This window comes from Tissierella sp., from assembly GCF_031460495.1.
In the GTDB taxonomy this organism is placed as follows: Bacteria; Bacillota; Clostridia; order Tissierellales; family Tissierellaceae; genus JAVKTS01.
Map to the genome: position 1 here is coordinate 54,799 of NZ_JAVKTS010000003.1, position 22,462 is coordinate 77,260.

23 protein-coding genes and 1 riboswitch are annotated in these 22,462 nt (G+C 31.9%); of the genes, 1 reads left to right on the forward strand and 22 read right to left on the reverse strand.

What is annotated here, in order from left to right:
• Positions 1 to 6: 6 nt before the first annotated feature.
• The 4 genes from RIN63_RS07850 to RIN63_RS07865 all read right to left on the reverse strand — a co-directional run bounded on the left by RIN63_RS07850 (position 7) and on the right by RIN63_RS07865 (position 3,879).
• Positions 7 to 1,248, reverse strand: coding sequence for a hypothetical protein (locus tag RIN63_RS07850; RefSeq protein WP_310444161.1), 1,242 nt, complete (start codon positions 1,246 to 1,248; stop codon positions 7 to 9).
• Positions 1,249 to 1,738: 490 nt separating this feature from the next.
• The gene (locus RIN63_RS07855) at positions 1,739 to 1,924 is read right to left on the reverse strand and encodes a hypothetical protein (RefSeq protein ID WP_310444162.1); all 186 of its coding nucleotides are present in this window, start codon (positions 1,922 to 1,924) and stop codon (positions 1,739 to 1,741) included.
• A 167-nt stretch (positions 1,925 to 2,091) separates the two neighbouring features.
• Positions 2,092 to 3,411: a radical SAM/SPASM domain-containing protein gene (locus tag RIN63_RS07860; protein WP_310444163.1), complete on the reverse strand. Its 1,320-nt coding sequence runs from the start codon at positions 3,409 to 3,411 to the stop codon at positions 2,092 to 2,094.
• Positions 3,412 to 3,717: 306 nt separating this feature from the next.
• Entirely contained in the window at positions 3,718 to 3,879 is a 162-nt protein-coding gene (locus RIN63_RS07865) for a hypothetical protein (RefSeq protein WP_310444164.1), read from the reverse strand.
• A gap of 252 nt (positions 3,880 to 4,131) precedes the next feature.
• Here RIN63_RS07865 and RIN63_RS07870 point away from each other — a divergent pair, with 252 nt between their 5' ends.
• Positions 4,132 to 5,451, forward strand: coding sequence for a helix-turn-helix transcriptional regulator (locus RIN63_RS07870; protein ID WP_310444165.1), 1,320 nt, complete (start codon positions 4,132 to 4,134; stop codon positions 5,449 to 5,451).
• A gap of 28 nt (positions 5,452 to 5,479) precedes the next feature.
• On the opposite strand, the gene RIN63_RS07875 is transcribed toward RIN63_RS07870, so the two are convergent.
• The 18 genes from RIN63_RS07875 to RIN63_RS07960 form a co-directional block, all read right to left on the reverse strand.
• On the reverse strand, positions 5,480 to 6,790 hold the full coding sequence (locus tag RIN63_RS07875; protein WP_310444166.1) for a DEAD/DEAH box helicase: 1,311 nt from the start codon (positions 6,788 to 6,790) through the stop codon (positions 5,480 to 5,482).
• Positions 6,791 to 6,866: 76 nt separating this feature from the next.
• Positions 6,867 to 7,628 (reverse strand): hypothetical protein, encoded by a 762-nt coding sequence (locus RIN63_RS07880; protein WP_310444167.1) that lies wholly within the window; start codon positions 7,626 to 7,628, stop codon positions 6,867 to 6,869.
• Positions 7,629 to 7,664: 36 nt separating this feature from the next.
• Positions 7,665 to 8,552, reverse strand: a complete 888-nt coding sequence (locus tag RIN63_RS07885; RefSeq protein WP_310444168.1) for a GNAT family N-acetyltransferase — start codon at positions 8,550 to 8,552, stop codon at positions 7,665 to 7,667.
• A gap of 144 nt (positions 8,553 to 8,696) precedes the next feature.
• A complete protein-coding gene (locus RIN63_RS07890) occupies positions 8,697 to 9,017 on the reverse strand; it encodes a hypothetical protein (protein WP_310444169.1) in 321 nt (106 codons plus the stop codon).
• Positions 9,018 to 9,073: 56 nt separating this feature from the next.
• Positions 9,074 to 9,187: riboswitch (SAM-I-IV-variant riboswitch) on the reverse strand.
• A gap of 40 nt (positions 9,188 to 9,227) precedes the next feature.
• Positions 9,228 to 9,608 (reverse strand): toxin-antitoxin system HicB family antitoxin, encoded by a 381-nt coding sequence (locus tag RIN63_RS07895; RefSeq protein ID WP_310444170.1) that lies wholly within the window; start codon positions 9,606 to 9,608, stop codon positions 9,228 to 9,230.
• A gap of 3 nt (positions 9,609 to 9,611) precedes the next feature.
• Positions 9,612 to 9,851 (reverse strand): toxin HicA, encoded by a 240-nt coding sequence (locus RIN63_RS07900; protein WP_310444171.1) that lies wholly within the window; start codon positions 9,849 to 9,851, stop codon positions 9,612 to 9,614.
• A 100-nt stretch (positions 9,852 to 9,951) separates the two neighbouring features.
• Positions 9,952 to 10,929, reverse strand: a complete 978-nt coding sequence (locus tag RIN63_RS07905; RefSeq protein ID WP_310444172.1) for an ATP-grasp domain-containing protein — start codon at positions 10,927 to 10,929, stop codon at positions 9,952 to 9,954.
• Positions 10,930 to 11,006: 77 nt separating this feature from the next.
• Positions 11,007 to 11,708, reverse strand: coding sequence for a flagellar motor protein MotB (locus tag RIN63_RS07910; RefSeq protein ID WP_310444173.1), 702 nt, complete (start codon positions 11,706 to 11,708; stop codon positions 11,007 to 11,009).
• On the reverse strand, positions 11,680 to 12,525 hold the full coding sequence (locus RIN63_RS07915; protein ID WP_310444174.1) for a MotA/TolQ/ExbB proton channel family protein: 846 nt from the start codon (positions 12,523 to 12,525) through the stop codon (positions 11,680 to 11,682). Before RIN63_RS07915 ends, RIN63_RS07910 begins: the two co-directional genes overlap by 29 nt.
• A 15-nt stretch (positions 12,526 to 12,540) precedes the next feature.
• Entirely contained in the window at positions 12,541 to 13,434 is an 894-nt protein-coding gene (locus RIN63_RS07920) for a metallophosphoesterase (RefSeq protein ID WP_310444175.1), read from the reverse strand.
• Between the two features lie 128 nt (positions 13,435 to 13,562).
• On the reverse strand, positions 13,563 to 14,426 hold the full coding sequence (locus tag RIN63_RS07925; RefSeq protein WP_310444176.1) for a DMT family transporter: 864 nt from the start codon (positions 14,424 to 14,426) through the stop codon (positions 13,563 to 13,565).
• Between the two features lie 156 nt (positions 14,427 to 14,582).
• Entirely contained in the window at positions 14,583 to 15,086 is a 504-nt protein-coding gene (locus RIN63_RS07930) for a gamma carbonic anhydrase family protein (RefSeq protein WP_310444177.1), read from the reverse strand.
• Positions 15,087 to 15,098: 12 nt separating this feature from the next.
• Positions 15,099 to 15,506 (reverse strand): gamma-glutamylcyclotransferase family protein, encoded by a 408-nt coding sequence (locus RIN63_RS07935; protein ID WP_310444178.1) that lies wholly within the window; start codon positions 15,504 to 15,506, stop codon positions 15,099 to 15,101.
• Between the two features lie 110 nt (positions 15,507 to 15,616).
• Entirely contained in the window at positions 15,617 to 17,062 is a 1,446-nt protein-coding gene (locus RIN63_RS07940; protein WP_310444179.1) for a DEAD/DEAH box helicase, read from the reverse strand.
• A gap of 225 nt (positions 17,063 to 17,287) precedes the next feature.
• Positions 17,288 to 18,472, reverse strand: a complete 1,185-nt coding sequence (locus tag RIN63_RS07945) for an aconitase family protein (RefSeq protein WP_310444180.1) — start codon at positions 18,470 to 18,472, stop codon at positions 17,288 to 17,290.
• Positions 18,473 to 18,570: 98 nt separating this feature from the next.
• Positions 18,571 to 19,857 (reverse strand): SLC13 family permease, encoded by a 1,287-nt coding sequence (locus RIN63_RS07950; RefSeq protein ID WP_310444181.1) that lies wholly within the window; start codon positions 19,855 to 19,857, stop codon positions 18,571 to 18,573.
• A 141-nt stretch (positions 19,858 to 19,998) separates the two neighbouring features.
• Positions 19,999 to 21,153, reverse strand: a complete 1,155-nt coding sequence (locus RIN63_RS07955) for an alanine--glyoxylate aminotransferase family protein (RefSeq protein WP_310444182.1) — start codon at positions 21,151 to 21,153, stop codon at positions 19,999 to 20,001.
• A gap of 12 nt (positions 21,154 to 21,165) precedes the next feature.
• Positions 21,166 to 22,206, reverse strand: a complete 1,041-nt coding sequence (locus tag RIN63_RS07960; RefSeq protein WP_310444183.1) for a GntG family PLP-dependent aldolase — start codon at positions 22,204 to 22,206, stop codon at positions 21,166 to 21,168.
• Between the last annotated feature and the right edge of the window lie 256 nt (positions 22,207 to 22,462).

Consider the following 22,462-nt stretch of genomic DNA (forward strand, 5'->3'; position numbering starts at 1 on the left):
ATCCTCCTAGCCTACATAATCTCTTTTTTGATTTATGGCATAAAATATAATATGCATAACAACGATTGATATTAGCAGTATTACTACTGATTTAAACCATGTATATGAAGCTGCCCCTGTTGCAATATCCCATGACGAAGTAATGGCGAATGGGTTGAAATTTAATTTGTTTGAGAATCTTTGTGATACTAAATAGAGTAGTGAAGTTATAGGCAGCATGAAGGATGAAACCACGACATTTGAAAAACTAATTCCGATACCTACTCCTAATATCGTAAAGAAAACCATCTTTAATAAACTAATTCCTAAAGATAAAACCATAACTTTCCACAGAGGATAGACTGTAAGAACAGTTGCAGGAAGATATCCACCTTCAAACCATGGTCTGATTCCGTAAAACTTACCTAATCCATAATACCAGAAATCTTCAACATGTTTATAACCAGTAAATGAAGTAAAACTTTGTTTATAGACAAATGTTGGATTTTTAAGTCCCTCAAATCCATATCTGAATCCAAGGAATATTATTGGTAAAATAAATGTCATAATTAGAACACTTGCTACCGATATAAATGCAACTTTATAATAATATCTAATTATGTAACTTCTTTTTTCAGGCAACATTTCAATTAGTTTGTTGCTTCTGTTTCTCCGTCCCTCCAAAACAATGGCTCCGGTAAAGATTAATACAAGTATAGAAAGTAGTTGATATGAGAACCCTTCTAAGCCTATCTTATGGATATAGAATGTCCAAGGAGAAGCTATTCCTGAATGTAGTTGTTTTTCTCCTGATATTGCCAACTGAATTTTGGCTTTTAATATCTGTTTAAGTCCATTATATACATACTCACAAGTTTCTTCATCCCAACTATTGCTAATGTTTTTTTCTCTAGTGATATTATTTATAAGGTGAAGTTTTCCTGAATCAAAAGGATAGTTAATATCTAAATTCAATAATTTGAGTTCTTCCTTAAATACTTCATGAGCTAATGGCCTTCCTCTTTCAATATTAGCATTAGTATCCATATATGCCATAGTTCTCTCAATCTCATAATATAATTCGTCTCTCCATATATCAGTCAAAGGATTGTTTTCAAGTTTTTGAGCCATACTTTTATGTTTTTCTAGTTCCCATTCGTTGTATCTTAGATAGTTGTCCCACACTATTTTTTCATCATCCGTTAGATTTAAGAGTTCTATTCCAGCTCTCTCTGCCTTTATATTGTCTTCTTGTTTTATTACCATCAATTCATAGAAGGTAAATCTATTTTGATTTAATTCTTGTTCATTTTTTTCTAAACGAATAACAGTATAAATATTTAATATAATGAGAATAATAATAAACGTTGAGGTAATTTTACTTTTAAAAATTGATTTTATTGAGTATTTAATAGCAATTCCTCCTCTTTTTGCTATTTTATTGTAAAGATTCTACTATTTTAATCTTAATCAGAAACTACTTTAATTTTGAGTTATAATTTTGGATTTATTCCTTCTGGGCTTATTTTAGCTCCTGTAGGTGTAGTACATACTTCAAAAGTACCACAATAAACTGTACACTTATTTCATCTATAACATATGTTATTTCCACCGTGTATCATACAAACACAACCAACTAATGGTGAAACTAGTTCCATTGGATTAATTATATATTTCATATCAATTCCTCCTCTATTTGCTATTTTTTTGTAGAGATGCTGCTATTCTAATCTTAATCAGAGATTACTTTAATTTTGAGTTATAATTTTGGATTTATGCCTTCTGGGCTTACTTTAGCTCCTGTAGGTGTAACACATACTTCAAAGGTACCACAATAACCTGAACATTTAGTACATTTATTACATGAGTCATTTGCATAGTTTATCCCACAAGTACAATTACCTAATGGTGAAACTAGTTCCATTGGATTAATTATATATTTCATATCAAAACCTCCTCTTTTATATTTATCATTTATTATAACATTTGACATCATCACTAATTTAAAGTTGTTTCCTACTACAATTGTATAACTTCAAAGTGATTATCTAATATTCTTTACTCTGATTATTTAAAAATAGCAGCATCGTTACTACCATAATAATGTTTAATCTAACTATTAGCTGTAATTGATTTATAACTTTTCACTACTGAGCTAGTGACATTTTCAATGTATTGTTCGCAGTTTTCTATTTTATCACGACTTCTTCTTAATGGACATCCTCCACCCATACACACTGGTAAGATATTACAATTACTACACTTTTCTAATAATGTGGGATCAAATAACATATAATCATAATAGCGTTCTGGTAGATTCATTACAGTATTAATACCTACTTGACCAATACAAGCATCAGTGTCTCCAATTTCCTCCCAACATTTATACATGTTTCCATCTGGCCCAATAACACTAGAGTTAATCCTATCACATACACATGCAGCATTAACTCTCTTTGGATAAAACAAAGTATTACTAATCTGAAATCCTTCTGACTTACAGAGGTCAATAAAATCATTTTTAACCCCGATATACTCTTTAAGTGTTAATGTATATGAGTGTTCAACATCCATAGGGTCATATACAGCTGCAACATCAAGCACAATAAATTTGGATAAAGGACTATCAGATATATCTTTCAATAGCTTAAATGCTTCCTCTTTATTATGTTGATCAACATTGATTCTTATATTTATGCGTGGTAATTCTTCCTTCTTTTCTTTGTATAAATCAACTAATGCATATAAATTACCTACAATCTTTCCGAAAGTCTTGCCTCTATTTTTAAGATACCTTCGCTTATCATGGGTTTCTTCAGTCCCATCCAATGTTATTTGGATAGTTTTCACTTTATTTTTAACAAGCATTAGAAAATTATCTATAGTTAACAAATATCCATTTGTTATAATACCAGCATCATATTTAACTCCATTTTTATCGCACAAGGCAATTATTTTCTGACTCATTTGGTCTATCCTCTTACACTCTAAAAGAGGTTCACCACCATACCATGTAATACTTAATTCTTGAATGCTATTTATTTTAGAGTTAATAAAACTAATAATCTTAGCTTCTACATCATCTGTCATAACTTTGTTTTCTAAAACATTCTTTTCGTAACAATAAGGACATCTGAAGTTACAATCTGCTGTAGGAGCGATTGTTAAATTTAAACTTTCTGATGAAAATCGTTCTTTATACATATCATGTTTAATAGATGCAAGTTCATCAAATTGATCTAGAATCAAAAAACCTCCATATAGCAGATTTTGCTTAAGATTATTATCATATTCTTCATTTGGGTTATCTAGTATTTTTAGAATTGAATCATATTGTTGATGTGATACTTCCGCTAAAGCAGATGTGCGAGAATTATACGCTAGAAAATTATCATCGTTTTTTATGAATATATTGTATTTTGAACTTTTCATGAAACTCCCCCATCCAATAAAGTATTTTTTTTAAATTATCATGAAATTATTCTTAGTGAAGCAATGAATAGAATGTTTTTGCACCTAATAAATAGATTAAATACAAGAGTAAAAGCTAATATTAGATATTCAATTGCCTATCTAAAAATATGCAAGTTAACTTGATTAATATCCTAAGTTAAAGTATCAATCTTAAAGTGCCAAAGTTAATATTTTTAAGAATATCACTAAAACTAAAATCAGTAGTATCTGTTAATTATTCTCCAGTTTATTAAGATGTAAAAAAATATAAAAATAGTAGCATAACTATATGTATTCTAAAGGAATACAAGATGTATTTATGGCACCATATAGAATTGGTGGTTCTTCAGGATCACTTACAATTACAGCTGAAAATAGAATAAATGAATTGAGAATGATTACTATAGACATCAAAATAAACCTAGAACATCTTAGTCGTTTTTCCATATTATTACCTCCTTCGTGAATTTAATTTACCCATCTTAGGTGTTTTTAATAATACTGTTTGAATTGTTTCACTTTTTTGTTGAATTTGATTTACCCTTATTATATATTAATTTTATTCACTTTTCAATTTGAAATTTTCGACAACTTATTACATGATTTGATAACACTAGAATACTATATTATACTTCAAAATCAATATTGATTAATCATAAACAATTTGATATAATATGTAAATGTAATTCACAATCGGAGGTGATTCAAATTACAACAAATCTAACATTTGGACAAAAAATTAAAAAGGCACGATTAGAAAAGAATTTTACTCAAAGTGAGTTGGTAGGGGATTTTATTACAAGAAATATGCTAAGTAAAATAGAAAATGATGCTGCTAATCCATCATTAAAAACAATTGAATATCTTGCATACAAGTTGGAAAAGCCAATTTCCTATTTTCTTGACAATTCATTAACTATTGATAATAAAAAAAAGAATAATATTGAGTTAGCATTTGAACACTCAGCCTACTTATTTAAAAACAAAGAATATAGTAATTGTATAGATTATATAGAAAATTTATTAGAAGAGTACGACCGCTCAATAGACAAGATAATTTATCCTAGAACTTTAAGCATTCTAGGAAGATGTTATATTCATGTAGACAAACTTGATAGTGCATTAAAAGCTATTGAAGAGTGTATTAAACTACTAGATATAAATAAAGATCATTATTATCTTATTGTTTCATACTTAAATCTTAGTTACATTTATTTTAATAGCAATCAATTTGTTAAATCAGAAAATTCTTCTAGAAAAGCTATAGAGATTCTTAATAATTCCCCTATAGATAGTGAATTGATTGAACTTAAGCTGTATTATGTTTTAGGATACTCTTTATATAAGCAGCTTAAGTATAATGAAGCAATACCCCCTCTTCTATATTCTTTAGAAATATCAAAAGAATATGATTGCTTCTATAATGTTGGTAGTATTCACATGCTTTTAGGTATAGTATATGAAAAAAATAATAGTATTAGAAAAGCAATATTTCATACACAAAAATCAATTACTTTTTTTGATTTTTCAGAAAAACTCGAACTTAAGTGGGCAAGTCAAATTAACTTAGGTAATCATTATATTAAGAATGGTGATTATGAAGAGGCAAAACTATGTTTATATGAATGCCTGAAATACTATGAACAAATTAATAATCTGCTAAAAGTAAATACAATAAAAACTGATATTATAGAAGTCTTAACCAAAGAATGTAAATATATGGATGCAATTGATTACTCAAAAAAAATAGATATTGATATTATAAAAGATACTGATAGAGCTTCCATATTTAAAAACCTGGGTAAGTGCTATATATCTTCCAATAAATTAGTCGAAGCAGAAAGTTATCTTCATAAAGCTTTAGAAATATTAAAAGAGAATGAACGACTTGATATTATTTATGACACCTTAACATTTTTAGCAGAATTATATTCTTTAGCTGGTGATTTCAAGAAAGCCTATGAGTTTTCTAATAAATCGAAGGAAATACTTGAGAAATCTTCTAGAGATAATAAATAGTAGAAAAGGTCCTCTAGGGACCTTTTCTTTAATCATTCCATCTATTGTTTTTCTTAGAAGTATTTTTCTTTGGCTCATTGCCTCTTCTTTCTCTTCTTATCTTGCCAGTCTTAGGAGGCTTTCCTTTAGAATTACTGGAAGATGAAGGTTTGGATGAAGAAGGCCTTCTATTGGATTTTGTCTTTGGTGTAATAGTTGTATCCATCAATGGATAAGGATGGTCTTTCACTTCTGGTATTGTTTTTGATATTAACTTTTGAATATCACGTAGCAATGATTTCTCTTCAAAATCACAAAACGAAATTGCTATACCACCAAGCCCTGCTCTTCCTGTACGGCCAATCCTATGAACATAAGTCTCAGGTACTTCTGGTAAATCAAAATTAAACACATGAGAAAGTTCTGCAATATCCAGTCCACGAGCTGCAATATCTGTGGCCACCAGTATTCTAGTCTTTCTTTCTTTAAAATTTTTCAAAGCTAATTGTCGTGCATTTTGAGACTTGTTTCCATGAATAGCTTGTGCTTTAAGTCCTTCTTTTTCTAAGGATTTAACTATTTTATCCGCTCCATGCTTTGTCCTCGAAAATACTAAAGCAGAGATAATGTCCTTATTTTTTAGTAAATCAATTAGTAGATTTACCTTATTTCCTTTGTCTACGAAATATACTTCCTGCTGAATAATATCAACTGTAGATGACACAGGAGTTATTTCTACTTTTACAGGATTCTTTAAAATAGAATTTGCAAGCTTTGCAATTTCATCAGGCATGGTAGCTGAAAAACACATCGTTTGTCTCTCTTTAGGTAGATAAGTAATAATTTTTCTTACATCCTTCAGCATTCCCATATCAAGCATCTGATCTGATTCATCCAATACAAAATATTTAACTTGCTTTAAACTAACGAATCCTTGGTTTATTAAGTCTAAGAGCCTACCTGGAGTTGCCACTAAGATGTCTACTCCCTTGGCTAGTTCTCTAGTTTGTGGATGTTGAGTTACTCCACCATATATTACTAATGTTTTAAGACTTAGGTATCTTCCATATGCCCTAAAACTATCTCCAATTTGAATAGCTAATTCTCTAGTAGGTGCTATTACCAATGCTTTTATTTCTTTTCGTCCCTTTGATGATCTTTGTTCGTATGATAAACCTTGAAGTATAGGAATAGCAAAAGCCGCAGTCTTCCCTGTACCTGTTTGAGCACAACCTAACAAATCTCGCCCCTCAAGTAATGGAGGAATAGCCTGTATTTGAATAGAAGTTGGTTTTGTATATCCTTCAGTTTTTAAAGCCCTCTGAATAGGCTCAATTAAATTTAATTTCTCTATTTGCAATATAATTTCTCCTTTTATCTTAATGCATTATACTTAACTTCTTATTATAACACATTATCTCAATTAGGCATAATATTTATACGGGAACCTTAAAGGAGCAAGGAACTATAGTAAGGCATTTCCCGCATACTTGTGCCTCTCCACCTAATTCATTATGAATATTATCGTTTTCTAGACACATGTCAAAGCATTTAAATCTATCAAACTTATCCTTGAATAAAGCATCATTAACACATCTATCTACACAATATCCACAGGAACCATCATATTTATATAGGCAATATTCCCTATCTGGCCTTTGTGTTGCCTCAATTTTCATATTGGTAACTACATTGCCTAAACGACCACAGCAGCCACTCTTTGTAATCAGCATATTATTTAGACCAAAGGTACCAAGTCCTGCAATATACGCCACATGCCTGTTAGACCACAGGCTTATTAACTTTTCATAATCCATATTCAGGGCTGGATTTAGCTTTGCAGCTTTATAGTCCATCTCTTCAATTGATTCAATTAAGTAATCATTAAGACTTCCAATTAATTTATTAGTCTCAATATATGCCCTAGCCCACTCCTTGGAGCTGTTTCTTCCTTCTATATTACTATTTGGAATAGATTCATCAAAAGGTAAAAAATAAGTGATGACAGTCTTAGCTCCATCTAGAATATCCCTAGGGAAAAAATGTTCAGGATTAGCTACTTCTCTTAGCTTATGAAACAGTGGATCCCCTGCATCAGCAAAAGCAATCAGGGGTTTCTTCCATTTAGTCTTTACCTCAGGATTTTCCATATATTTATTTACATAATCACTAATTATCTTTTCAATTGTTTTTTCCATATGACTACCCTTCTCCCATATTTATTGTTTTTGATATTAAGTTAACTCAAAATAATCCATTTTCGATTTTATTTCAAATCCAGTGGATTTATAAAGATTTAATGCATTTTCATTAGATACTGATACTTGCAGCACTATTTCTTTTGAATCTGTTTCTTTTAGTTTCTTGACTGACCAAGTAAGGATATCTCTCCCATATCCCCTTCCCCGATATTCTGGAAGTACGCCTAAACCATAAATTCCTCCAAAATTAGAAATCGTTTCTAATCTAACTTTTCCAATTATTTTATTGTCAATTTCAGCCATATAAGTATTCATACCATCCATTCTCTCTTCATCAGATATCGATGTACTATCTTCATCATATTCTGAATCAAAATATATAGAATTCTGTCTGCTAATTTCTTTTAGATCCTTATCCGCAGCTTTTCTAAAACAAATATTATTTGATAGCTCAAAAGCTCTGCTGTGACTATTATAAAACATTTCATACTCAGAATGAACATGCTTAGCTCCTAAAGAACTAATAAACCCAAGGCCTGTAATTGACTTGCTATCGCTTAGTAAAAGTATCCTTTTAGGTTTTCTATTTTCCCATTCATTTTTTACCAAGCTAAATAATTTTGTGAAAATCCTTCTCCTTCTATACTTAGGGTGTACCATACCATTTACTTCTATGGCATCTCCCCCAAAATCACATATACCGATATATCCAACAAGCCGATTGTCATCATAATAAAGGAACTCATTGATATGATCTAGCACATCTTTTTCTTTATCATTTATACTTAGCTTGTAGTCAATCTCCAGCTTTAATGTGATTTTATCCTTTTCCAAGCATATATTCTGTAGATTGCTTATGTCTACAGAATCTTGATGGTTTATTTTTTCTTTTAATACAATTTTGCTGTTCTTTATTTGCACATAATCACCTCTCTCTTATAACTGGTATTTACTTTAGTTATATTGTATTCTTACTTTTTGGCTATAGCAAGGTAACATTTTCAAATATATTCCTATACATTTCCTATTCGCCACAAATCTCAAAAGTCCTTCTTTTTTCCCAACTTATTCCTCAAATATCCCAAATACATATCTTATATATTGACTCCTTCTCTTATCGAATTTAAATCCTTGTATCATGAATGATTGTAATATATACTTGTCAAGCCTATATGGACCAATAGGACCTTTCAGTTCTTTTATTTTATCCTTGGTTAATTCTAGTGAAAACTTATTAAAGAATACTAAGAAATTCCCTTTAAAAACCTCCATTATTGTAACTGGAGTTTCAAATTCTCTTCCTATAATATCTCCAACAGTAAACAAAAACTTTTCTTCATCATAGTTTGATGCCATTATTGATCTCATCCATCCTGAACTATTCATTATCCCACTCTCCTTTTAATTTTTGATAACAAAAAAGTCTCCTTATCAATAATAAGAAGACATAATATCTTTTCCACCTCCTTATCGTTATTAGCTGGACCACCTTGCAATTATGCAGGTTGGTATAGGGTTATAGAGCTAATTCTCTACCCTAACTCTTGATAATTTATTTAATTGTAGCTTTATTATATCATTATATAGAATATCTTTCTATACCTGGTGATCTTTTACTTTATTAGTCTTAGCGATATTTTTACTCAATAAATATAGGCAATACTGGTTCATACTAATTCCTTCTTGCTTTGATTGTTCTGCTAAATCCATGTGTAAGGATTTGGGAATTCTTAGTTTGAATTGACCTGAATATTTTTCTAATGTATTAGGTTCAGGTATTTCATATTCACTTTCTATTGCTGCTTTTATCCATTCCCATTTTGCATCTTCTATAAGTTCCATGCCTTTTTCTATATCATCAGAAGATGTAATGCATCCTTTTAACTCTGGTATTGATATTACATATCCCCCTTCCGATTCTTCTTTTACAACTTCAATCTTATAATTTAAATTCATATAATAATCTATATTCTTCACGATTCATTCCTCCTCACTCTCAATTATATCTTTTACCATTTTAACATATGTTAATTTTATCGGTTCATCTTTAGGTATAGTAATAGGAGGTTTCCCTTGTTTTCTAAATGTCCAATGGCTACTCCCACTACTAGGATTATTAGCAGTATATCCATAGCTCTCAAGGACCTTTTTAATCTCTGAAAACCGAACATCCTTAGACATACTGTTAATCTTATTTAATAATTTTTGCCATTTGGACACTGTTATCACCTCTTGATTATATTATATATGGTGTCATATTTGGTGTCAACAAAAAAGTCTCCTTAGCTAGTATAAGAAGACTTTTTTACTTATTTAATTATTAATTTGCTCTACTTAGTCCCATTTCTACTATTTCTTTTATTAATTCATCATATTCTATATCTGCAGAATATGCCATCTTACATATATCACTATTATTTTTATCTAATCCAGGTAAAGAATTAATTTCTATCACATATGCCTTCCCATCTCTTAACCTTATATCTACCCTTGCATAGTCCCTTAGTCCAAGACTTTTAAATGCATTGATAGCAGTTTCAGAAATGTTTTTTCTTGTATCTTCATCTACCCTTGCTGGTATATGATAAATGGTATCATCAGCATAATTGAATTTTACTTCAAAGCTATATATTTTATTTAACCCTTTTGGCAATTTAGAAAAGTCTATCTCTAATATAGGGAGTACTTTTATATCTTCGTCATTTCCTATAATTCCTACGGTAAATTCCCTGCCTTCAATATATTCCATAATCATTATAGGTGGATTATATAATTCAAGGCTTTCTTCTACCTTTTTCATCAAAGATTCTTTATCGTATGTTAAACTATCATCTTGAATACCTCTACTTGAACCTTCATCTTTAGGTTTTACTAGCAACGGGAACTTTAGGTCGATATTCTCAATCTCTTCAGTATTATAAACATATGTGAATCCTGGTGTAGGTATGTTTGAAGCCTTAAATATCTTTCCTGAGAATATCTTATTATAAGCCAGACCATGAGCTAAAGGTGCAGATCCCGTATATGGTATACCCTCATACTCCAACATGGATGGTAATTGTGATAGACTTGATTCCCCTTGAATTCCATTACATAGGTTAAAGACTAGGTCAACTTGTTCTTCATTAATATTTTCTATTAATTTTTTGTCCATAACTAGGTTAATGACTTCATACTCATCTGATAATGCTTTTTTAATATGTTTCATAGTTACTTTATGTTGCTTATCCTCTTGTATTCCTTCTTCCCCTGGAAGAAACTCTACTCTTGGTTGATCCGTCACTATTGCAATTTTCATATTTACAACTCCTATCTATGTAAATATCATATCACAATCTACAGTTAATCCAAAATTCTCACAGTAAATGATAGTTATCAATCTAATATTGTTATCTCTATCCTTCTATTATTTGCTCTGCCTTCTGCTGTGTCGTTTGAGTCAATTGGCCTTTGTTCACCAAATCCACTGACTGATATTCTTTCTTCACTAATACCCATATCATCAATCATAAATTTTGCTACTCCAATCGCTCTAGCCACTGATAGTTCCCAGTTTGATGGAAATTCACTAGTTTTTATAGGAACATTGTCTGTAAATCCTTCAATTATTATTAGATTAGGTAAGTTCTGTATTTTCTCTGTTATTTCATTTAGGACAGTAAAACCTCCCTTAGAAATACTTGCCTCTCCACTTTCAAATAATACACCATCTTTAAATCGAATAACCATACCTTTGTTGCCTTCAATTATATTTACAGATTCCATTAGGCTGTTTTCTTTCAAGAAATTTAGAAAGCTGTCAGCTGAGTCTGGTATATCATTCTCTTCCAATAATAATGAATATAAGGATTCTTTCTCTTCCTTCAATTTTTCATTCTCTTGATTCAAGCCATCTACTTGTGAAGTCAAACTTTCTTTAATGGTTTCTAGCATACTAGCTTCTTCTGCTGTAAATGTAAAAAACACAATAAAAAAACACAGAATAATTGTTATCATATCACTATAAGTTATAAGCCAAGATCCACCATAATCAACTTCATACTTTTTATTAAAATTCTTTGAATTCATAGTTTTCATAATCCCTTTCCTGGCTGTAATCCCTAGGATAGACTAACCGTTTATTTTCCTTAAGCATTACATTCATCTTGTCAAATACATTTCTGGTTGAATCATCTTTTGAAATTAGAAGAATTCCTTCTTTAATCATTCTATATTGCAACAATCTTTGTTCTGTCTGTTCCTGTATTCTAGCCATCAGTGGAAATGCAATAAAATTGGAAACTAGAGACCCATATAATGTACTAACTAGGGCATATGCCATATTACCCATAATCTCTTGGGGACTATTGAGCTTAGCAAGCAAACCTATCATTCCTACTAAAGTACCCACAAGTCCAAAAGCAGGAGATATATTGGCAACCATTTTCATTACATTATAGGGTTTAAATAGCTCCATATGTCTTGACTCTATATCATTGTCCATGATATCCGCTATTACTTCTGTCCTTTTATAATCATTCAATAAAATCATTGCATCTCTTAAAAAAATGTCATCTTCATATTCTATATCACTTTGAATAGATAGTAATCCTTCCTTCTTAATTTTTATGGATAAGTTATAGACTTTGTTAATTGTTTGCTCATAATCAATCTCTTCAGTAAAACTATCTTTTACTGAATTTACAGTATTTATTAATACCTCCATTGGGAAACTAATAAAAATAGAAATAAAAATTCCAGCAAAAATAATTTGAAATGCATTTAAATTAAATAACATTTTATAAGAAATAGTTCCAATTAGGGCTTGTATCATTATTGCCATAAATACTGCCATAATTGGAATCTTAATATTCTTCCCTTTTAAATCAAACTTTCTTTTCTTGTAAAAATCCACTATCTATGTCCCCCTTTATCTTATATCAAACTTCTCTATGGGCTCAGGGCCTCTTAAGACTGCTTTGCTAATCTGTAAAATTCCTTCTTCATTTACTAAAGTCTTCCATCTGATTAGCTGAACATTACCCTCTGATATTTCAATTCCACTTATTATTGATGGATAAATGCAACATCCAGTGTTAAAATATGGCAGCTCCCTTTTTCTTGGAAATTTGAATCTATGAGTATGTCCACATATAAGCATCTTCTTGTTTTTTCGAATCCATTTATTATAATTTCTTTCAATTTTATGGCGTTTATAAGTATTCTTAACTGGGCTGGCAGGGTTTTTTATGCCAAAGGAATGCAAGTGTTTCCAGAAATACTTTAACGATAGCATAGTCATAGACCAAAGTTGATCGTTGGCAAAATCCCCCTGATGGCCATGTACTACAAATATTTCTTGATTAGTATTTTTGTTCTTTAATACCACTGCTTCACAAGGTTTTAATCCTGGTAAAAAATCAGATGTTTCTTCTTTATATTCATTATAATGGCTATAATAATTTCTCTTTACATAATCTTCGTTTTTTAGGTAAATATTATGATTTCCATAAATCATGATAAATCTATCAGCATTATGAAACTTTTTTATAGTTTCAAATATATCAAAATGTGCATTCTTAATATCCTTAACTCTAGGATATTCCCACAGTTCATCCCCATCTCCTGCTTCTACATAGGTATAACCATTTCTAAAATAGTGTTCAAGGGCATATTTAAAAACATTCTGATTTTTGCTAAACTCATCAGCATGGCCTCCTGTCCCTCTATGACAGTCACTAAAAAAAATATATTTGGAATTTTTATCGAAGTATTCAATTCTAGCGCTATTATACGCATTAGTAAGTCTTTCATCTGTTCGCATGTTTATCACCTCTTATTATTTCAATATATTTTATTATATCCCTAATCTTTAGATATATTTAAATATAATTGCTAATAATTCCAAATCATGAGTGAACTTGTATAATGGAGTTTCTTTTAGCTTTTCTCTTAATGTACTTCTTCTATTCCATTCTTTTTTGATATATAAATACTTCTAAGTATAACGGCAGTAATTACTATTACACCACCTATTACAGCATAAATACCTGGCTTTTCTCCAGAAAAAATATATACCCATACTGGATTTAATAATGGTTCTATTACTGTAAGTAGTATTGCTTCCAATGCTCCTAACTGTTTTGATGCATAAACATAAAATATATAGGATATTCCAAGTTGAAATATTCCCATTATAACGATAAAAAACAAGCTTCTTATATCAGGTAATCCTTTTAATATAAATGGTATGGCTATAGCAAAGGTTAATACATTTCCTAACAATGTGGTTTCAATAGCTGAGCCATCTTTTTGCATTCTTAAAGAGATTGTTACAAATGCTAGTGTAAGTCCAGATAGAATTGCTAAGATATTACCTAGCATATTGCCTGAGCTCACATCATTAATAAAAAACATAGCCATCCCCAATATTACGGCTAGAATTGCATATATATCATAGGAATGAATCTTCTCTTTTAATATCCATATACCTAAAACTGCTACAAATATAGGTGCAGTATATTGTAAAAGTATTGCATTTGCTGAAGTAGTCAACTTGTTTGCCATAACATATAATATAACTGTTAATGCATAGGCTATAGCCCCTAGAACCTGGGGTTTTGATTTAGTTATTTTGGGCTTTCTTATGTAAGCCAATAAAACTAGTGCGGCTACAAAGCTCCTTGATCCAGCTATAGCCACTGGATTCCACTGAACTAGCTTAATTAATATACCTCCTGTACTCCATAAAAAAGACGCTATTAAAGCTGCTATAATACCCTTATATCTATTGCTGATTCCATGGATCTCTGTCAAAATATTCACCTCATATTAGTATGATTATACTAGATTAATTGTATTCTATATATAGAATACATAAAAATTTTAGCATTGTCATGTAATTTTTTATTTATTATTAAATATTAAAATCTTCTTACTCTAAGAATAAGAAGATTTTTACATTATTTTAATTTATTTATGCTCGTTTCTCCAAAGCACTTCGTATCTAATTGCATTTTGCTTTACTGTTTCTATCTGCTCTAGGCTTACTTCTTTTTTTACTTTTCCTGGTGATCCCATGACTAAAGAATTTGGTGGTATTACTGTTCCTTCTGTAACTAAAGCTCCAGCCCCTATTATACAGTTGTCACCTATTACTGCACCATTTAAAATAATTGAACCCATTCCAATTAAAGAATTATTCCCTATTTTACAACCATGTACTACTGCATTATGTCCTATAGTCACATAGTCTCCAATCTCACATGGTTGATTAGTATCTACATGGACACTGGCATTATCTTGGATATTGGTACATTTTCCTATAATAATATAGCTCATATCCCCACGTGCTACGGAACTATACCACATACTACTTCCTTCACCTATGGTAACATCCCCTAATACATCTGCTGATTCTGCTATAAATGTATCATCGTGGATTTTAGTCTTTTTTTCCCTTAAATCTCTTATCATTAACATCTCTCCTTACTGTGCTTTCTTAGCTTCTTCCAAATATTTCACCGATAGATTCCAATCCTCATATCCCTTTAATAGTATTTGATAGTAGTGATCAGGTGGTAATTCTAAGTTTTTTTCTACCATAGCATAAGCGAAGGCATCATACTTGTTGCCTTTTTCATCTTCTACCTCTATATCAATCCTATCATATAAATCAGGATAACCCTCTAATTTATCTAATTGCTCCAAATGCTGCTTAGAAATTACATAAATTGCTCCAAATACATCTTTTTCCTTTTCAGCTACTATATCAGCTAATTGGTTAAATACTAATTTATAATCTTTTAGTACAGCTCTCTTGACAGGTGTTGCATCAGGGCATCTAGATAACATATATTCCTTACTTAAATTACTCGCATAAGCAAAATACAACATAAAATACACCTCCTATTTTGTGCCAAATCTTTGCAACCTTATTAGCATTATACCCCAAAACTTACTAATGTAAATGTTTGAATAGAAAAGTATTGGGTTGTAATATCTCCTTATTCATTTGCCCTATTTACATTACGCAATCTGCCCTTAATAGGTGTTGTTTGCAATCTTTCTAATACCATCTCGCCTTTATTATTCAAAATCTCCACAAATGTAGATATATCCAATATATTGATAATCCCTATATCATTAGCTGTCATACCTTCAATATTGCAAAGTGTACCTACAATATCCACTGCTCTCATTTTTGTTTTCTTTCCAGCGTTAATGTGTATTTTCATAATCTCTTTATTGAGTTCTTCACCTTTACTATCTTTAATTTTTAATCTAGTACTCATCTTTTCTTCAAATGAGCCCATTAAACTATTCACTGTTTCTTTCTCAGGTCTTTCTTTTAGTGGGATATCCTTATCTATATAACTCATGATAGCATTTAGATACCTTTCTTCTTGACCAGTAAGAAAAGAAATTGCTTTACCTGTACTATTTACCCTTCCAGTTCTCCCTATTCTATGAACATAGGATTCAGTTTCTCTTGGTATATCATAGTTAATTACATGGGTTATATTATCCACATCAATTCCCCTTGCTGCAACATCTGTAGCTACCAAATATCTAAAATAACCTTGTTTGAAACTTTCCATTACCTTAGTTCTATCCTTCTGTTCCATTCCACCGTGGATTTTATCACAAGAATAGTTAGCCCTTTTAATCTCAATATAAACTTCATCTACCTTTTCTCTTGTATTACAAAATATTATACAACTATCTGGATTTTCGATTATGGTTATGTCTTTCAAAAGTTCTATTTTATCATTTTCATTTACTATATATCTTTCCTGTATTATTCTATCTACCGTTAAATTCTGCGCTTCTATGTCTACATATACTGGATCTTTCATATGATTGCTACTTAAAAATTCTACAGTTGAAGGCATGGTAGCAGAAAATAGCATTGTCGTACGTTCCTTTGGCAAACTATCTATAATGGTTTCCACTTGTTCAAGAAAACCCATATTAAACATTTCATCTGCCTCATCTATGACAAGGTATTTAATATTTGATGTATCAAAGCTACCTCTTTCTATATGGTCAATTATACGTCCTGGTGTACCAATTACTATATGAGTTTTCTGTTTTAATTCTCTTTCTTGATTATAAATAGGTGCCTTTCCATATACTGCTAATGCCTTTAACCTTTTAAATCTACCAATATTAAAAAAATCTTCTCTTACCTGCATCGCTAATTCTCTAGTTGGTGTAATAATCAATGCTTGAGGTTTATTTTCATCCCAATCTACTAGTTGGCAAATAGGTATGGCAAATGCAGCTGTTTTTCCACTTCCGGTCTGAGACTTTACTACTATATCTTTTTCTTTCAATGCAATAGGTATAACCTGTTTTTGTACCTTAGTTGGCCCTTTGAAATTTAATAATTCAATTGCCTTTAGTAGTTCTTTACTTAAGTTATAATCCTTGAAATTTATTTCCATCATTTAATCAACTTTCCTTTCCCTTTAAGGATAACCTTACCATATTAACAGTACCACCTTTATTATAAGCATTATATCATAATTACATCCTAGTCCATATCACCAATTATCTAGAGTTATAATTTTAACCTATTATTACAATAAAAAAGCTGCAGTTATGAAGAATTAAATCCTTCACGACCACAGCTACTGATAATTTTACTAACCAAAAATCTTTATATCGCCTACCTAAATTGTTCCCTTGATTGCTGCCTGAGCTACACTTAATGGTGATGCAAGATAAATTTCTGCTTCTTTAGCACCTATTCTCCCAGGTGAATTACGAATAGTGGTTGTAATAGCCACATCATTAGAGGACAATAATCCAAAATGTTTTCCCGGACAAGGTCCACATCCTGGTGGCATAATAACTGCTCCACTATTCCTTAATGTTGAAGTCAACCCCATTTCATCCATTTCATTAGCAATCTTACTGGAAGCAGGGGTAATTATTAAGGTAACTTCGGGATGAATAAACTGCCCCTTCAAAACATCTGCCACTGCTACCATGTCTTCCAACCTACCAGCCGAACAACCACCTATAATGGCAACAGTAATCTTCTTTCCTTCTAAATCCTTAAGAGATCTAACAACAGTAGGTCCCGGCGGAATAGCCACCATTGGTTCTATTGAGTCAACATTGATATTAATCACATTTCCTTCTTCCTCTGAATCTTCTGGAAGGATAAAGGCTGTAACCACACCAGCTTCAGGAAGTAAGTTGCATAATGTCATCTTGCTGTCGATACTAGCTTTTTGAATAAAAGAACCTTTTAGAGCTACGGCTTTTCCTTCTATTTCCTGATTACCTAAAATGTAAAGAGCAATATCTCTAGCCATCGTATCATCTCTTAAATCTCCATCCAGATTTATGATAACAACTTCAGGAACTTTTAAATTATAATTGCCTGTTTCCAATACTGGAACAAGTTCTTCAGCAGATACTGAAAAAGCAAGTGCTCCAAAGGCACCAGAAGTTGCTACATGTCCATCTGCTCCTACAATGATCATGCCCCGTTGAATGTCAACATTCTCTGCAACTACTTGATGTAATACCCCCTCACCGTGATTGTAAAGTTGGCAGTTTTTTTCCTTACAGACCTCAGCCATTTCCTGTTGAAGGGCACGATCCTCTATAGTAGGTGCAGGGAAAGCATGATCTACTGTAATTAAAAATTTATTGCCTTCAGCCATCTTATATTCTCCCTGTTTCCAAGCAGAAAGCATTTTTGGCCATGTTCCATCATGTCCTAGAATCAAATCAACTTTAATGCTTATTTCCTGCCCCATAGCAACTTCAGATAAAGATGCGGCTTTTGCAAGAGAATGCATGAAATGTTTCACTGTCATAATCATTCCTTTCTTTTCACTCAAATCATTGAGTATATAATAATCAATATCTTATCATAGCAAACCCCAGATTTTATAGAAAAATCTAGGGAGCTCACTACTTAACAGAAATAAAATATATTTTATACAATTCTAAATACTGTAAACAGTAACCAACAAAGAATCGAACCAACTATGGACATTGCGAATCCCCATGCCATCATCCCTTTATATAACGGTTTTGAATCAATATGGTCAGGTGAACCAGAAATAAAGACTGCACCTGTAGTGGAAAGTGGGCTCATATCAGTTAAATGTCCAGCAACTATAATAGTAGAAATCAGCGGCATCAAATCAGTTGCAGGAGCACCGATCTGTGCTAACAATAGTGGTGCCATTGGCAAGAAAGCAGGCATAATAACACCAGAAGTACTAGCATAAGCAGAAACGATGGCTGCGAAGAATCCTATAACCAAGGTAGCTGTAAATGGAGTGGAGAAGTTAGCCATAATATCTGCAAAGAGATCCATTCCACCTATATCTTGCATAAGTTTAACCATTACAGTTACCCCAGTAACTAATATTATAGCTCCCCATGGCATTGTTTTAAATGCAGCTTTTTCATCTCCAGCTTTCATAAGGATAAGAATAGAGCTAAGTACAAAGGATGTAAATCCAATATCTAATTTAAGTATAAGAACTGCAATCACTAGTAATCCTATTGCACTTAAAGTAGCCATTTGTTGGAAACTAAAAGGCTCAACTGTCATTGTCGCTAAGGCATTGACCTTATCATTATCTTTAACTTTCCATAATTTAAGTCCTCCATATAGAAAATAAGCAATTGCAGCTACAATAATATGAACAATTAGCATATTCATCCAAAGAGTCATTTCCATACCTACTATTCCCATTTCTGCCAAAACACTATTACCTACAATTCCATTTGGTGCTAATGGGGACATTGCTCCAGCTTGGGCACCATTACCAACTACAAGGGCCATAAGAAGGGGTGGTATCCCTACTTCAGCAGCTAAAACCATAGCAGGCGCAGCCAAAAGCGCAGAAATAGCAATTTGTCCTGGTCCAAGGGAAGAAAGAATAAAAGCTAAAACGAATAAAACTATTGGAAGGAGTGCTACTTTTCCTTTTACCATTTTAACCGAATACTTAGTTATCTTATCTAAAGTACCGTTACTCTGGGCAATACCGAATAAAAAGGTAACACCTACTAACATCAGTAAAAGACTTGCTGGATAACCTGCAATTAAATCCTTAACCTTCATTCCACCTATTAAATGACCAACTACATATGCCAACCCAAGAGACAAAATCCCAAGATTGATGTTTTTCCAAATACTAATAATAATTGCTAATACCAACACTACTAAAGAGAGTATATCTAAATGACTTGCTAAAAATTCTAACATAATAACACCATCCTCCTTATTTAACTTCTGTAAAAACTAAGATTTAATAAATGACTTTTATCCTCCTTTCTGATTGGTTTTTTATATTTATCCTTCAATAATAAAAGCATTATTGAGGAATAGAAAACAATTTTAAATCAATTATTTTAAGAAGGTTTGTCCCATTGATTGTGCAGCTGTTCCAAGTTTGACCTTATATCCAAGTTCAAATAAAGTCATTTCTATGGCACCTAGAACTGCATAAACATCTAATTTATAAATAGCACCTAAATGTCCTATCCTGAAAATCTTTCCTTGTAGCTTTTGAAGTCCACCACCTATGACCACACCATATTTTTCTTTTAATATTCTTGCAAACTCCTTATACTGTATCCCGTCAGGCATATTAACAGTAGTTACAGTATCAGATTCATATCCTTCTTCCGAAAATAGTCTCAGTCCCATTGCCTTCATTGCATTTCGTGTTGCTTCTGCCATTAAAGCATGTCTGTCCCAGATATTTTCCAAACCTTCTTCTTCAATAATGTTCAGGGACTCCTTTAACCCAAACAACAATGTCGTTGGAGGTGTATAGGGAAATTGCTTCTCTCCCATTTTTGCCCTTACTGCTTTATAATCCCAATACCACTTTGGCATTGTAGATTTCTCTGAAAGTTTCCAAGCCCTTTCACTTACAGCAACCATACTAAGCCCTGGTGGAAGCATAAATCCTTTTTGAGATGCAGTTATAGCAACATCTACTCCCCATGCATCCATTTCAAATGGAATGCATGCAAGGGAACTAACTACATCTACAATCAATAATGCTGGATGTCCACTTTCCTTCATCATTTTTCCAACTGATTCAATATTGTTTACAATTCCAGAGGTTGTCTCATTTTGTGGTATACATACTGCTCTTATCTTTTTATCTACATCTTTCTTGAGAACTTCTTCGATCTCCTCAGTCTTTACAGCCTGACCCCATTCCTTTTGAATTCTAATAACATCAACACCATATTTTTTTGCTATATCCGCCACTCTTTCACTAAAGACTCCATGACAAGCAGCTGCTATAGTATCTCCAGGTGAAAAGAAATTAACTATGGCTGATTCTAAAGCCCCGCTACCTGAACTTGGAAACATTAGAATGTCATTTTCAGTCCTATATACCTTTTTCAAGCCTTCTACACAGCATGTTATTAATTTTTCAAATTCTGCCCCTCTATGATTTATAAGCGGCATTGAAAGGGTTCTTAGTATTCTCTCTGGTATATTAGTTGGTCCTGGAATTTGTAAATATTCTCTTCTCTCCATGTCTTCACTCTCCTATAAATTATCAACAATGTCTTCTATTATTTTAATTACCTCATAAATATGACTTTCTTCAATTCCATAATGAGTTATCATCCTAAAAGATGTTTTAGAAATTCTTTTAGCCTTGATACCGTTTTGCATCAATTTATCAAGAAATGCTTCAATTGTAACTGGTAAATCTTCAACTGAACCTGTAATTATATTTGTATGGATTCTTGATATATCCACATTTAACCCATTGATTTTTGCTAATCCACTTCCTAAAATTTGAGCATGTTTATGATCTATTTCAATCTGCGGCATCATTGTATTTAGTGCAACAATTCCAGGTGCAGCTAAGAAACCAGCTTGCCTACATCCTCCACCTATCCTTTGTTTCATCCATCTTGCCTTTGCAATTATATCCTTATTTCCAGCAAGTATGGCTCCATATGGTGCAGCAAGACCTTTTGTCAACGCAAACATAACTGTATCTGCATCTTTTACAATCTCTTTTACTGGAGTTTTAGAGGCAACTGCCGCATTAAATACTCTTGCACCATCAAAGTGAACATATATATTATTCTTTTTTGCTAAGCTGCAAACATCATTTATATTCTCTTGTGGTACAATAAATCCTGCATTAAGATTGTTTGTATTTTCTATGCATATTAGTGAAGTTTTTGCTCTTTGGATACCCTCCTCTTGAATTAAATCCTCCATTTTATTGATATCATATACTCCATTTGGCACTTCTATGGCTCTTGTTTGAACCTGAGAAATTGCAGCAAGTCCTCCAACTTCCAAATTATATATATGTGAAGTGTCCCCTATGATTACTTCCTCTCCACGGTTTGTTAAAGCCATAACTGCTATTTGGTTGCCCATAGTTCCTGAAGTAACAAATAATCCCTCTTCCTTCCCTAGTATATCTGCTGACATTCTTTCCAGCTCTCTTACCGTTGGATCTTCCCCCATAATATCATCTCCAACTACGGCATTATACATTGCCTCTCTCATCTCTTGAGAAGGTTGTGTCACCGTATCAGAACGAAGATCAATAAAACCTTTCATATTATCACCTTCCATTTCTCATTAATGTTCTCATTAAGCCAAGTTTTATTATAACTTACCTATATAATTATATTTTTAACAATACAATTATATAAAGCAAGAACCATGCCAAATCTTGGCATGGTTCTTATCAGCAGTATTCATCCGATGTTTTAGACTTTGATATAGTTGTATTCCAGATGCCCTTCATTTATTGAAACATTTTCGTTTCAGATATGTTGCATCATTTGAAACATTTTTGATTCAATTTCAAGAT